The sequence below is a fragment of the Coprococcus sp. AF21-14LB genome, assembly GCF_003458885.1.
In the GTDB taxonomy this organism is placed as follows: domain Bacteria; phylum Bacillota; class Clostridia; order Lachnospirales; family Lachnospiraceae; genus UBA9414.
Map to the genome: position 1 here is coordinate 1 of NZ_QRVX01000018.1, position 12,852 is coordinate 12,852.

Annotated in this window: 12 protein-coding genes and 1 pseudogene; 12 read left to right on the plus strand and 1 reads right to left on the minus strand. The window is 42.2% G+C overall.

What is annotated here, in order from left to right:
• The first annotated feature begins 108 nt into the window (after nucleotides 1-108).
• The 12 genes and pseudogenes from DWX73_RS06210 (at nucleotide 109) to rsmI (ending at nucleotide 12,038) form a co-directional block, all read left to right on the plus strand.
• The gene (locus tag DWX73_RS06210) at nucleotides 109-1,632 is read left to right on the plus strand and encodes an amino acid adenylation domain-containing protein (RefSeq protein WP_118347889.1); all 1,524 of its coding nucleotides are present in this window, start codon (nucleotides 109-111) and stop codon (nucleotides 1,630-1,632) included.
• A gap of 1 nt (nucleotide 1,633) precedes the next feature.
• Nucleotides 1,634-2,857, plus strand: a complete 1,224-nt coding sequence (locus DWX73_RS06215) for an alanine racemase (protein ID WP_118347891.1) — start codon at nucleotides 1,634-1,636, stop codon at nucleotides 2,855-2,857.
• A 63-nt stretch (nucleotides 2,858-2,920) separates the two neighbouring features.
• A complete protein-coding gene (locus tag DWX73_RS06220) occupies nucleotides 2,921-3,148 on the plus strand; it encodes a phosphopantetheine-binding protein (RefSeq protein WP_118347893.1) in 228 nt (75 codons plus the stop codon).
• A 12-nt stretch (nucleotides 3,149-3,160) separates the two neighbouring features.
• Complete coding sequence (locus DWX73_RS06225) at nucleotides 3,161-4,699, plus strand: MBOAT family O-acyltransferase (protein WP_118347895.1); 1,539 nt, start codon at nucleotides 3,161-3,163, stop codon at nucleotides 4,697-4,699.
• On the plus strand, nucleotides 4,686-5,657 hold the full coding sequence (locus DWX73_RS06230; protein WP_118347897.1) for a hypothetical protein: 972 nt from the start codon (nucleotides 4,686-4,688) through the stop codon (nucleotides 5,655-5,657). The genes DWX73_RS06225 and DWX73_RS06230 overlap by 14 nt, the downstream gene beginning before the upstream one ends.
• A gap of 21 nt (nucleotides 5,658-5,678) precedes the next feature.
• The gene (locus DWX73_RS06235; protein WP_118347899.1) at nucleotides 5,679-6,305 is read left to right on the plus strand and encodes a hypothetical protein; all 627 of its coding nucleotides are present in this window, start codon (nucleotides 5,679-5,681) and stop codon (nucleotides 6,303-6,305) included.
• A gap of 56 nt (nucleotides 6,306-6,361) precedes the next feature.
• Entirely contained in the window at nucleotides 6,362-7,753 is a 1,392-nt protein-coding gene (locus tag DWX73_RS06240; RefSeq protein ID WP_330413512.1) for an aminotransferase class V-fold PLP-dependent enzyme, read from the plus strand.
• The gene (locus DWX73_RS06245) at nucleotides 7,746-8,423 is read left to right on the plus strand and encodes a dTMP kinase (RefSeq protein WP_118347903.1); all 678 of its coding nucleotides are present in this window, start codon (nucleotides 7,746-7,748) and stop codon (nucleotides 8,421-8,423) included. Before DWX73_RS06240 ends, DWX73_RS06245 begins: the two co-directional genes overlap by 8 nt.
• Nucleotides 8,424-8,519: 96 nt before the next feature.
• On the plus strand, nucleotides 8,520-9,518 hold the full coding sequence (gene holB, locus DWX73_RS06250; protein ID WP_118347905.1) for a DNA polymerase III subunit delta': 999 nt from the start codon (nucleotides 8,520-8,522) through the stop codon (nucleotides 9,516-9,518).
• A gap of 3 nt (nucleotides 9,519-9,521) precedes the next feature.
• Nucleotides 9,522-10,431 (plus strand): annotated as a pseudogene (locus DWX73_RS15500) (PSP1 domain-containing protein).
• Nucleotides 10,421-11,161: a tRNA1(Val) (adenine(37)-N6)-methyltransferase gene (locus DWX73_RS06260; protein WP_118347907.1), complete on the plus strand. Its 741-nt coding sequence runs from the start codon at nucleotides 10,421-10,423 to the stop codon at nucleotides 11,159-11,161. The pseudogene DWX73_RS15500 and the gene DWX73_RS06260 overlap by 11 nt, the downstream one beginning before the upstream one ends.
• A 37-nt stretch (nucleotides 11,162-11,198) precedes the next feature.
• A complete protein-coding gene (gene rsmI / locus DWX73_RS06265; RefSeq protein ID WP_118347909.1) occupies nucleotides 11,199-12,038 on the plus strand; it encodes a 16S rRNA (cytidine(1402)-2'-O)-methyltransferase in 840 nt (279 codons plus the stop codon).
• A gap of 108 nt (nucleotides 12,039-12,146) precedes the next feature.
• Here the strand turns inward: rsmI and DWX73_RS06270 are convergent, their stop codons facing one another.
• Complete coding sequence (locus DWX73_RS06270) at nucleotides 12,147-12,773, minus strand: GntR family transcriptional regulator (RefSeq protein ID WP_118347911.1); 627 nt, start codon at nucleotides 12,771-12,773, stop codon at nucleotides 12,147-12,149.
• Nucleotides 12,774-12,852: the final 79 nt, after the last annotated feature.

The following is a 12,852-nucleotide window of genomic DNA, read 5'->3' on the forward strand; positions in this document are numbered from 1 at the left end:
AAATATATTGAAAAAAATGTCTTTAAAATGTAAGAGTTTTGTCATGGGATTCACATTGAGATATTTATCTGGTTAAGGTATAATGAGACAAAACGCAGGAGGTATATAATGATTCGAAATATATTGGATTATCTGGAACATTCTGCAGAATGTTATCCGGATAAAATAGCATTTGCAGATGATAAAGATAAATGTACATATCAGGAACTGCTGGAGAGAGCAAGAGTGGTTGGAACTTGTCTTGCACAGCGAACGAAGAGAAGAAGTCCGATTCCGGTATTTATGGAGAAGGGAGTTGCCGCAGTGACAGCGTTTATGGGAGTGGTGCATGCGGGCTGTTTTTATGTTCTGTTGGATCCGAAGCTTCCGGCAGAGAGGCTTAGGCAGATTTTGGTTACTCTGGAAGCGGATCTGATACTAACATCAGCTTCTTATCACAAACAGTTAGAGAAGCTTGCATTTACCGGGACTGTTGTTGATCTGGAGGATGCATTGGAAGTTGAGTCGCAGGAGGAGATACTTCGCAGCATACGATCAGGCAGTATGGATACCGATCCGCTGTATGCTAATTTTACATCCGGTTCTACCGGTATTCCGAAAGGTGTTGTAGTGTGTCACCGCTCAGTAATTGATTTTATAGAGGAATTTACACAATTATTTCAGATTACGTCAGAAGATGTGATTGGCAATCAGGCACCTTTTGACTTTGATGTATCTGTGAAGGATATTTATTCGACTTTGAAAACGGGCGCTACGATGCAGATTATTCCGAAACAGTATTTTTCTTTCCCGGTGAAGCTGCTTGATTTTCTTGTAGAGCGGGAAGTTACTACATTAATCTGGGCAGTATCCGCCCTCTGCATCATTACAACGCTGAAAGGCTTTGAATATAAGATACCAACGAAGGTAAAGAAAGTGATTTTCAGCGGTGAAGTTATGCCGGTGAAGCATCTGAATCTCTGGAGAGAGGCGCTGCCGGATGCAATGTATGTCAATGTCTATGGTCCGACAGAGATTACATGCAACTGCACCTACTATGTAGTTGACCGGGAATTTGCCCCGGGAGAGGTGCTTCCGATCGGACGGGCATTTCCGAATGAGAAAGTATTTCTCCTTGATGAAGAGGATCACCTTGTAACTGACGAAGGGGTAAAGGGAGAGCTTTGTGTAGCCGGAACAGCGTTGGCACTTGGATATTATAATAATTCAGAGCAGACGGCGAAGGCATTTGTCCAGAATCCGCTGAACAGATGTTATCTGGAACGGATTTACCGGACGGGAGATCTGGCTTATTACGGTGCGGATGGGAACCTGTACTTTGCCTCCCGGAAGGATTTTCAGATTAAACATATGGGACATCGGATTGAACTTGGAGAGATTGAGCTTGGTCTGGAGAAGATTGATGAGATTGTGAGAAATTGCTGCATCTATGATGAAGAGGAGCATAAGATTATTGCGTTCTATGAAGGGGAGATTGATAAGAAGCAGATTATCCGCACACTGGGAAAGACGCTTCCGGGCTTTATGATACCGAATGTATTTGTGCAGCTTGAGACGCTTCCGGTTACGAAGAACGGAAAGATTGACCGGAAGCAGTTAAGAGAGAAGTATGAGAACAGTTTGGAGGAATAATATGGATAGAGAAGTACTGAAACAGATCAGCGAGCGCTATGAGACTCCGGCATATGTGTTTGATCTGGACATGCTGCGTGAAAGAATCCAGATGATGGAAGGAATTCTTGGGCGGGCGCAAATATGCTTTGCCATGAAGGCGAATCCATTTCTGGTGCAGTGCAGAGAGCTTGGAATCAGCAAATATGAAGTATGTTCGCCGGGGGAATTTCATATCTGCGAGCGGGCCGGAGTTTCACCGGAGAAGATTGTATTGTCAGGAGTCTATAAAGCAGAGGAAGATGTGCGCCACACAATAGAGCTTTGCGGAAATAAAGCAACATATACGATAGAATCAAGGTCACATTTGGAGTTGCTAGAGCGTCTGGCAAAGGAGAAAGGAATTATTCTTCCGGCGTTAATCCGGGTAACAAGCGGCAACCAGTTTGGGGTAGATGAGGAAGAAATTTGTAAAATAATTGACAGCAGAAACCAATATCCTCATATAGAGTTTTGCGGTCTGCAGTATTATTCCGGTACGCAGAAGAAGAAACTGTCAAAAATAGAAAAAGAGCTTGTTCATCTGGACGAATTTATACAGAGGTTAGAAGAAGCGTATGGTTATCAGGCGAAAGAATTGGAATACGGACCGGGATTTTATGTGCCGTATTTCGCCGGAGATCCGGAAGTGGATGATCAGGAACTGCTGAAAGCATTTGCAGCGATTTTGGAAGGGCTGCATTTCCGGGGACATATTACACTGGAAATGGGGCGCTATATTGCAGCGTATTGCGGTTATTATCTGACGCGGATCGTGGATCAGAAGATCAATAAAGAACAGCGTTATGCAATTGTGGATGGAGGAATTCATCATTTATCTTATTTTGGACAGATGATGGCAATGAAGCTTCCGCATTATCAGCATATTCCGGCAGAAAATGAGATCAAAGAGAGTGATGCAGCAGAAGAATGGAATATCTGCGGATCTCTCTGTACCGTCAATGATGTGATTGTGAAGCAGCTTCCGCTTATCAGTGGAAGGGTGGGAGATCTTCTTGTATTTGAACGGGTAGGAGCTTATTCTGTGACAGAAGGAATCTATCTGTTTTTGAGTAGGAATCTTCCGCAGATACTTACCTATGAGAAGAAAGAAGGAGTGAAGGTATTGCGTCCGGAAATCGCATCAGATATGCTGAATGACGGAAGCATAACCTTAAGAATTTCTGAATCCGTTGCATTGCGGTAAAAACTCATGTATGATGAAATTGTTTATGTATAAAATATTAAGAAAAAGACAGGAGAAAAGAAAATGGAACAGTTAATTGAAATTTTAGAAGAGATCGCGCCGGATGTGGATTATAACGAATGTACAACATTGATTGATGATGGTTTGTTGGATTCTTTCGCGATTTTATCAATTGTAGGGGAATTAGAAGATGCATTTGATATTTCAGTGACACCGGCAGAGATTATTCCGGAGAATTTTAATTCCGCAGAGGCGCTTTGGGCAATGGTGCAGAGACTTCAGGAAGAATAAAAGGGGGAAGGAATGTCTTTTATATCAATGAAATTCCTGCTGTTCATTTTCTTTGCGGCAGCAGGATATTATTTGATTCCGAAGAAGTGGCAGTGGGGATGGCTGTTGTTATTCAGCTATCTCTACTATCTTTCTTCCGGATGGAAGATGACTCTCTTTCTCATCTATGTGACGATGGTAACATACGGAGCAGGGCTTGCGCTTCATGCAGTGGAGGAAAGAGATTCGCTTGATAAGCAAATGAAAAAGCGCCGCAAGAAACAGGTATTGATTCTGGCGCTTGTTCTTGATTTTGGATTACTGGCGATTTTAAAATATACGAATTTCTTTATTGAGAATCTGGATTATCTATTTCATCTGGAACTGAGCTTCCGGAACCTGATTCTGCCGATCGGACTTTCTTTCTACACATTTCAGTCGGCGGGATATCTTATGGATGTGTATTGGAAACGGTGTGAGCCGGAGCGCAATCCACTGCGCTTTGCACTTTTTGTATCATTCTTTCCGCAGATTCTTCAGGGACCGATTGGAAGATTTGACCGTCTGGCACATCAGCTTTATGAATCACATTCCTTTGACCGTGTGCGGATAGAGCGCGGTGTGCAGAGAATTCTGTGGGGATATTTTAAGAAACTCGTAGTGGCAGATACGGCTGCGATTTTTGTAAATGCTGCATTTGATGAATATACGACCTATACCGGAATTGCAATCTTTGGCGTGCTTGCCTATTCGGCACAGCTTTATGGAGATTTTTCGGGAGGAATGGATATTGTGATCGGAATCGCCCAGCTATTTGGAATCGAGCTGGATGAGAACTTTAAACGTCCGTATTTCGCAGTATCGATTACAGACTTCTGGCATCGTTGGCATATTACGCTTGGAACATGGATGAAAGATTATATTTTCTATCCGCTGTCTCTGTCAAAATGGATGGGAAAACTTGGAAAATCTGCTAAGAAAATATTTGGAAAGACATACGGGAGAGCGCTGCCGATCTGTCTGGCAAATATTGTTGTTTTCCTCGTAGTCGGAATCTGGCATGGCGCTGCATGGAAATTCATTGTGTATGGTTTGTACAATGGTCTGATCATTGGATTCAGCGGCCTGATGGTTCAGAATTACCGGTCATGGAAGAAACGTCTGCACATCAATGATAAGAGCAATGGGTGGAAAGTATTTCAGATTGTAAGAACCTTTTTGCTTGTGAATATCAGCTGGTTTTTTGACCGGGCAGATACGATTCCGCAGGCGCTTCAGATGATGAAAAATGCTGTAACGAACTTTGCGCCGAGACAGCTTCTTGAGATTCAGGTAGGAACCGGAACTGCAGGAGCAAAATATACGATTCTGGCGCTTGGAATTCTTGTGATTTCCTGTCTGGCAGTGTTTGTTGTCAGTCTGTTACAGGAGAGAGGAATACAGATCAGAAATGCATTGGCAGCACGTCCGTGGGTAATTCGATGGATTGCTTATATGGCGCTTCTGATGTCATCAGCTATGCTCGGACAGCCGCCGGATTCTACAGGAGGATTTATTTATGCGCAATTTTAAAAAATGGATACCGCCGGTAATATTTTTGCTCCTGTTTCTGATTGCAAATGAATGTCTTTTGATGGCGCTGCGGCCATTAAACCTGTTCCGAAATGATATGCACAATCTTCGGACAAAACAGTATGACAATGTATATGTGGGAACGTCTCATGGAAAGGCAGCATTTCATCCGGCAGTACTTGATGAAGTGACCGGAAAGAAAAATGTGAATATGTGCATTGGAGGTCAATGGACGATTGATTCGTATTATATTTTAAAAGAAATGCTTCGTTACCAGAAGCCGGAGAAAGTAATCTATGAGTTGGACCCGGGCTACTGGATCACAGAATGTTCGCTGGGACCGGACTATGCGACTGTCTATGAAGAGATAGAGCCATCGCTTGTAAAATTGGAATATTTCCGGGATAAAATGCTGGATATTGATTTCCGTGCTACACTTTTTCCGTGGTATGTATACCGTCAGGGTTATAAAAATGTTATAGCGAATCTGAAATTAAGGACAAGCGATGCTTATAAAAATTATGAAGATACTCTTTACAGCAATGTAGAATCTGTCTATGGACCGAATGGAGCGTTAAATCTGCAGAGAACAGGAAGACCTCCGCTTGACTATGAATTTGAAGTGTGGGATGACGAGAAGGTAAATGAAGAGTCCGTCGAATATTTCGAAAAGATTCGTAAGCTTTGCGAAGAAGAAGGGATGGAACTGATTGTTGTGACAACACCGATCCCGCAGGAGACTTTAGCAAAATATGAAAAAGAATATGAAAATGCCTATGATTTTGTTGCAAAGTATATGGAAGAAAGAGACATTTCATATTATAATTTTAATGAAATTGAAATAGAAGGATTTGACAGGTCTGTAAACAGCTTTAATGATTACGAAGGGCATATGTATACAGACATGGCAGATATTTTCAGCAGAAAGCTGGGAGAGATTCTAAAGAGCCATAAGTAAAAGCAGAAAGAGGATAAAGATATGAAGCAAAGCAGGAGAGAGTTCCGGAGAATTGCAATCGCATTGTTCTTTTCAGCAAGTATTTTGACCGGCTGTCAGAAAGAGGAAGCGCCAAAGCCGCCGGAACCGATCCAGGCGGAAGAGCCGGAAAAAGAACAGCAGAATATCGTAGACGGCAAAGATAATGTGGAGATTACAGGAACGATAGAAGGACTTACCTATACTTCAGCAGACGGAAGAATCTCCATTACGCTGCCGAATGAATCATGGCAATGTGAGTCCGATGCAGAGGGGAGCGCCACGTTTATTTCTGATGAAGGTTTGATCTCAATTGTCAGAATGGACGGAGTAGAAACCGTGCAGTCAAGTATTTATCACAGTCCGGAAGAATATGTCAGTTATTTGAAGGGAACTTCTCCGAGTATGGAGGGAGAAGTGGTAAGCTTTGAAAATGCATCTGAAAATGGTGCGGATACCTTTCATGCGGTTTATCACTATACCGGAGAAAGTGAATATAAATATGCGGTATCAGGCGGCGTTGGATTTGAGGATCACTGCTATATTATCAGTGCAAGAATGATGACAGAGGATGAGAATGTGCTGAATGAAGTTATAGACAGCGTTTATCATTGTAAGATTGAGAAGTAGCCAGAAGCAGCGTAACGAAGATTGAGAAGAAAAATGATGAAGAGATAGATGAAAAACTGGCAGAATATTCTGCCGGAGACAGTTATCCGTTTCATATGCCGGGGCATAAGAGAAACGGGAAGCTGCCATATCCATTGCCGTATGGGCTGGATATTACGGAAATTGACGGATTTGATGACTTACATCATGCAGAAGGAATTTTAAAAGAGGCACAGGAAAGAGCAGCAGAAATTTATCATGCAGAGGAGAGCCATTTTCTTGTCAATGGAAGTACCGTTGGAATATTAAGTGCAATTCTCGGAACAACGAAGCGGGGAGACAAGATTCTTGTGGCGCGCAATTGTCATAAATCCGTCTACCATGCCATTGAAATGAATGAACTGCAGCCGGTGTATATTTATCCGGAATTTCTTACCGAGATGCATTTGAATGGAGAGATTTCAGCAGAAGAGATTGAAAGAGCGCTCCGGGAACATGAGGGAATACGGGCAGTTATGATCGTGTCTCCAACTTATGACGGAGTAGTTTCAGATGTGCGTGCTATTGGGGAAATCGTTCATAGATATGAAATCCCGCTGATCGTTGATGAGGCACATGGAGCTCATTTTGGATTTGGAACAATATTTCCGGAGAATTCGAATATATGTGGAGCGGATATTGTAATTCATAGTCTTCATAAAACATTGCCGTCTATGACACAGACGGCAATTCTTCATATTAATGGAGAACGTATAAATCGGAGGCGGGTACGAAAATATCTGCACATGCTGCAGAGCAGCAGTCCGTCCTATGTTTTGATGGCATCCATAGATGCGTGCATGGATTTTCTTCAGACAGAAGGAGAAAAATGGTTTTGTGAATATGAAAGCATGCTTCTTGCGGCGCGGGAGAGACTTTCGGGTTTAAAGCATTTGAAGGTAATAAAAACAGAGCAGTTTGATCTGTCAAAGATTATCATCTCGACGTTGAACTGCAATATGACAAGCGGAGAATTGTACCGTATTCTTCTGGAAAAATATCATCTTCAGATGGAAATGAAAGCAGAAAGTTATGTACTTGCCATGACGACAGTATGTGACAGCGAAGAGGGAATGAAACGTCTTGTGGAAGCGCTGTTTTCTATTGATGAAGAACTGAAAGAACAGAACTTTGATACAGTGTTCACAGAAGAACGGTTCCCGGAAGCGGATGTATGTATGACAAGCGCAGAGATAGAACGCCTTCCGGAAACAGATTTTGAGATAAGACCGTGGGAAGACTGTGAGGGTTGGATCTCGGCGGAATATGCATATCTTTATCCACCGGGAATTCCGCTTCTTGCCCCGGGAGAGAGGATAACTCGGGCAATTATTGCCTGGCTTGTGCATTATCGGGAAATGGGCTTCTCGGTTGAAGGATCTGTGACAGAAGGAATGTTAAAAGTAACAGGAGAGAGAAACAATGAATAAGAAGACAAAAATCATCTGTCTTGAGGGGCTTGACGGTTCCGGAAAGACGGTTCAGACAACATTATTGGAAGAATATTTGAAACAGAGCGGGAAAAGTGTATTTTTGATTGATTTTCCGCAATATGACAGTTTCTTTGGAAAAGAAATCGGACGGATGCTTTCAGGAAAGGATGCGGTAAATGCGGCAGAAGTGGATGTGTATTCGATGAGCTTGTGGTATGCGGCAGATCGCTGGAATAGTCTCAGGAAGGTTGATCTTAGCCAGTATGATTATGTAATCTTCAACCGCTATACACTTTCCAATGCGGTTTATCAGTGCGCGAGAGGATTTGGGAGCTACCGGAAAGAGTTTGTTGACTGGATTTTTGCGCTGGAGCAGGGAGAATTCGGACTTCCGGCGGTAGATCTTTATCTGTTTCTTGACGTGAATCTGGATGCCAGCAAGAGCAATGTAAAAGAAAAAGGGCATCGGGATTATGTTGGCGAGCAGGCAGATGTATATGAAAGTTCTAAAAATCTTCTCACAGATGCGAGACAGATTTATCTGGAAATTGCGAAAGAAAATCCTCAGGTGAAGGTAATTTCCTGTATGAAAGACGGCAAACTGCAGCCGATTGATACAATCCAGGGAATGATCCGGGAAGCGGTTGATCTGGAAATCAGGAAATAATTCTATATATTCACAAAAAAATATGTTATGATGTATTTGATATGAAAATTGCGTTCTATGTGATTTTATATACGGTTTTGGAAAAGAGGAATCAATATGGTAAATAATGGATTTAAAAAAATCGTTGGTCATAAAGAGATTATTGATTATATTCAGACAGCAGTAAAAGAAGACAAAGTTTCTCATGCATATATTTTGAACGGAGAACGCGGTTCAGGTAAGAAACTGCTGGCGAATTTATTCGCAATAACACTTCAGTGTCAGAACAAAGAAGGTCTGGAGCCTTGCTACGAATGTCAGTCATGCCGGCAGATTATGAGTGATAACAATCCGGATGTCATTCGTGTGACACATGAGAAGCCGAATACGATCAGCGTAGATGATATTCGTGAACAGATTAATGCAGACATTCAGATCAAGCCATACAGTGATCCGTATAAGATCTACATTGTCCCAAATGCGGATCTTATGACAGTACAGGCGCAGAATGCACTTCTGAAGACAATTGAAGAGCCGCCGGCATATGCAGTGATCTTTTTGCTGACAGAGAATGCAGAGACGCTTCTGCCAACGATCCGGTCACGCTGCGTTATGCTGAAACTGAGAAATATCAAAGATAAGCTTGTGAAGAAATATCTTATGGAACAATTGGAGATTCCGGATTATCAGGCAAATATCTGTGCATCCTTTGCCCAGGGCAATATGGGAAGAGCGATCATGCTGGCATCTTCTGAACATTTTAACGAGATCAAAGAAGAAACAGTTCAGCTTTTGAAGTATATCAGAGATATGGAACTTGATGAAGTAGTTCAGGCTGTGAAGAAGCTTGGAGAATATAAGCTGGAGATTACAGATCTTTTGGATCTGTTTACAGTATGGTATCGGGATGAACTGCTTTATAAAGCAACGAAAGATGTGAATGGAGTTATTTTCTCAGATCAGCTCGGCGTAATTAAGGAACAGGTAAAGAGAAGTTCTTATGAAGGGCTGGAAGCAATTCTTTCTGCAATTGAGACTGCAAAGACAAGATTGAAAGCCAATGTAAACTTTGATCTTGTTATGGAATTGTTATTATTGACGATAAAGGAGAATTAGAGAATGACCACAATTATAGGAGTCAGATTCCGGACTGCGGGAAAAATATATTTCTTCGCACCGGGAAAGTTTCCGGTAAAGACGGGAGATCAGTCATTGTAGAGACGGCAAGAGGAGTAGAATTCGGCAATGTTGTAACAGGTCCGAAAGATGTGGAAGATGATATGATCACACAGCCTCTCAAATCAGTGATCCGGATCGCGACAGAAGAAGATAAGAGGATTGAAGTAAAGAACCGGGAGAAAGAAAAAGAAGCTTTCAAGATCTGCCTTGAGAAGATTCGCAAGCATGGGCTTGAGATGAAGCTGATCGATGCAGAGTATACATTTGATAATAATAAAGTATTGTTTTATTTTACAGCAGACGGAAGAATTGATTTCCGTGAGCTGGTAAAGGATCTGGCAAGTGTGTTCCGCACAAGAATTGAGCTGAGACAGATCGGAGTCAGAGATGAAACGAAGATCCGGGGCGGAATCGGAATCTGCGGACGACCGCTTTGCTGCCACACATATTTGTCAGAATTTGCGCCGGTATCTATCAAGATGGCAAAAGAACAGAATCTGCACTGAACCCGACAAAGATTTCAGGAGTATGCGGACGTCTGATGTGCTGTCTGACAAACGAAGAAGAGACATATGAATATCTGAACAGCCGTCTGCCGTCAATCGGAGATACTGTAACAACAGTAGAAGGACTGAAAGGAGAGGTACAGTCTCTGAGTGTTCTTCGTCAGCTTGTGAAAGTCGTAGTGACACTGGAAAATGACGAGAAAGAGATTCGGGAATATAAAGTAAGCGAGCTGAAATTCCGGCCGAGACATCGAAAGAAAGAAGTGAAGCTTTCGAAAGAAGAGATGAAAGAGCTGGCTGCTTTAGAGAAGAATGAAGGAGCGTCAAAATTAAATGATAACTAATCTGAAACAAGGAGAACGTCTGGATGATCTTCAGATCAAAGGATATGAGATTATTCAGCATCCGGGGAAATTTTGTTTTGGAATGGACAGTTCACTTTTGTCAAGTTTTGTGAGAGTAAAGTCCCAGGATCGGGTGCTTGATCTCGGCACAGGAACAGGAATTCTTCCAATTCTTCTGGAAGCAAAGACAAAAGGAAAACATTTTACCGGACTTGAGATCCAGGAAGAGAGTGCAGATATGGCGAGAAGGAGCGTCCTGCACAATCATCTGGAAGAAAAGATTGAGATTATAACAGGAGATATCAAAGAGGCATCCGCCATATTCGGGCATGTCTCTTTTGATGTTGTTGTGACAAATCCGCCCTATATGATTGGACAGCATGGGTTAAAAAATGAAACGGATGCCATGACAATCGCGCGCCATGAGACATTATGTACGCTGGATGATATTTTGCGGGAAAGTGCGAAGCTGCTCCCGTTTAAAGGGCGTTTTTATATGGTGCACAGACCATTCAGGCTGGCAGAAATTCTGTCAAAAATGGTAACATATAAGATTGAACCGAAGCGTATGCGGCTTGTATATCCGTATGTAGATAAGGAACCGAATATGGTGCTGATCGAAGGCGTTCGCGGAGGAAATTCCCGGATGACAGTGGAGAAGCCGCTGATTGTCTATGAGAAAGACGGAAGTTATACGCAGGAAGTGCTGGAATTGTATCAGCCGAAATAAAGATAGAAGAGCAGATAGAAGAACAAGGGGAAATAGTATGGCAGGAACTTTGTACTTGTGTGCAACGCCCATTGGAAATCTGGAAGATATGACCTTTCGGGTTATACGCACGCTGAAAGAAGTTGACTTAATTGCAGCAGAAGATACAAGAAATAGTATTAAGCTATTAAATCATTTCGAAATAAAAACTCCTATGACGAGTTATCATGAATATAATAAGATAGAAAAAGGAAGAAAGCTCGTTGAGAAGCTTCTGGAAGGACAGAATATTGCACTGATTACTGATGCCGGAACGCCGGGGATTTCCGATCCGGGAGAGGAACTTGTGAAAATGTGCTGTGAGGCAGGGGTTACGGTAACCTCTCTGCCGGGAGCCGCTGCATGTATAACGGCGCTTACTATCTCAGGGCTTGCGACAAGAAGATTTGCTTTTGAAGCATTTCTTCCAACAGATAAGAAAGAGCGGCAGGAAGTTCTGAAGGAACTGGTGAATGACACGCGGACACTGATTCTTTATGAAGCGCCACACAGACTTGTCAAAACACTGCATGAACTGTCAGAGACATTAGGGGAAGAACGAAAGATTGCCGTGTGCCGGGAACTTACGAAGAAACATGAGACGGCATTTCGCACGACGCTGGGAGAGGCAATCGACTATTACGAAGAAAATGAACCGAAAGGGGAATGTGTTCTTGTAATAGAAGGGCGCAGCAGAGAAGAAATTAAAAAAGAGCAGCAGATGAAGTGGGAAGAAATTTCCCTGGAAGAACATATGACACATTATGAACAGCAGGGAATGTCAAGAAAAGAAGCAATGAAGTGTGTAGCGAAAGATCGGGGAATCAGTAAAAGAGACGTATATCAGCAGCTTTTGTAGAATAGTTTAGAAGGATTTAGAGTTAAAATATTGCGGCAGTTTTGAAGGGAATTTCAAAACTGCCGTTTTTGTAAGTAATTGTAGAAAATTTGTTAGAGTGATTCAAAACTAAAATCCAAAGTCATTCAAATCATCTTTCAGATAAGAAATACATTTTTGAATATTGCCGTGTTCCAGCTCCTGAATGATATTTTCGTGGAAACGGACATCGTTATGAGGAGTAGCGGTTGTCCAATTCTCCCAGTAGAATTGGGCGTAGGCGCGTTTTAATCTTGTCATGGCAGCTGAAAGCTGTTCCAGTGCGTAGGTATTATGTGAAAAAGAAGCAAGCTTCAAATGGAATTGGGTATTTGCTTCCCAGTGTGTCCACATACTTTCTTTCAATGTCTGTTCGCAGAGTTCATCAAGCCGGCGAAGCTCATTCAGATCATCTGAGGTAATAGAGGAAAAACTCTTCTCTAATAAGAAGCCTTCCAGAGCGAAACGAAATTCCAGAATATTGCGAATGTCATCTCCGGTAAGCCGGACTACTTCATATCCATAACGAGGATGGCTGATGAGAACTTTCTCATTGCAAAGTGCAATCAGGGCATCCCGGACCGGGGACTTGCTGCAGCCGTATTTTTCAATCAGCTCCCGTTCTGTAATGATATCATTTGGCTTATATTCAGAAGAAATGATACTGTTCATGATATTTTGGTAGACAGTATCTTTTATTGTACGATTTGCTTTCATTTAAAGTCTCCTTCGTCTAAAAAAGACATGTGTTTTCAGTCAATTTTACCAAAAATAAATGCGCTTGTAAATATCGTTT

What these genes read in the sequence shown, in the direction of transcription:
- DWX73_RS06210 (WP_118347889.1), top strand. Translation starts at nt 109, where the DNA reads ATGATTCGAAATATATTGGATTATCTGGAACATTCTGCAGAATGTTAT.
- DWX73_RS06215 (WP_118347891.1), top strand. Translation starts at nt 1,634, where the DNA reads ATGGATAGAGAAGTACTGAAACAGATCAGCGAGCGCTATGAGACTCCG.
- DWX73_RS06220 (WP_118347893.1), top strand. Translation starts at nt 2,921, where the DNA reads ATGGAACAGTTAATTGAAATTTTAGAAGAGATCGCGCCGGATGTGGAT.
- DWX73_RS06225 (WP_118347895.1), top strand. Translation starts at nt 3,161, where the DNA reads ATGTCTTTTATATCAATGAAATTCCTGCTGTTCATTTTCTTTGCGGCA.
- DWX73_RS06230 (WP_118347897.1), top strand. Translation starts at nt 4,686, where the DNA reads ATGCGCAATTTTAAAAAATGGATACCGCCGGTAATATTTTTGCTCCTG.
- DWX73_RS06235 (WP_118347899.1), top strand. Translation starts at nt 5,679, where the DNA reads ATGAAGCAAAGCAGGAGAGAGTTCCGGAGAATTGCAATCGCATTGTTC.
- DWX73_RS06245 (WP_118347903.1), top strand. Translation starts at nt 7,746, where the DNA reads ATGAATAAGAAGACAAAAATCATCTGTCTTGAGGGGCTTGACGGTTCC.
- holB (WP_118347905.1), top strand. Translation starts at nt 8,520, where the DNA reads ATGGTAAATAATGGATTTAAAAAAATCGTTGGTCATAAAGAGATTATT.
- DWX73_RS06260 (WP_118347907.1), top strand. Translation starts at nt 10,421, where the DNA reads ATGATAACTAATCTGAAACAAGGAGAACGTCTGGATGATCTTCAGATC.
- rsmI (WP_118347909.1), top strand. Translation starts at nt 11,199, where the DNA reads ATGGCAGGAACTTTGTACTTGTGTGCAACGCCCATTGGAAATCTGGAA.
- DWX73_RS06270 (WP_118347911.1), bottom strand. Translation starts at nt 12,773, where the DNA reads ATGAAAGCAAATCGTACAATAAAAGATACTGTCTACCAAAATATCATG.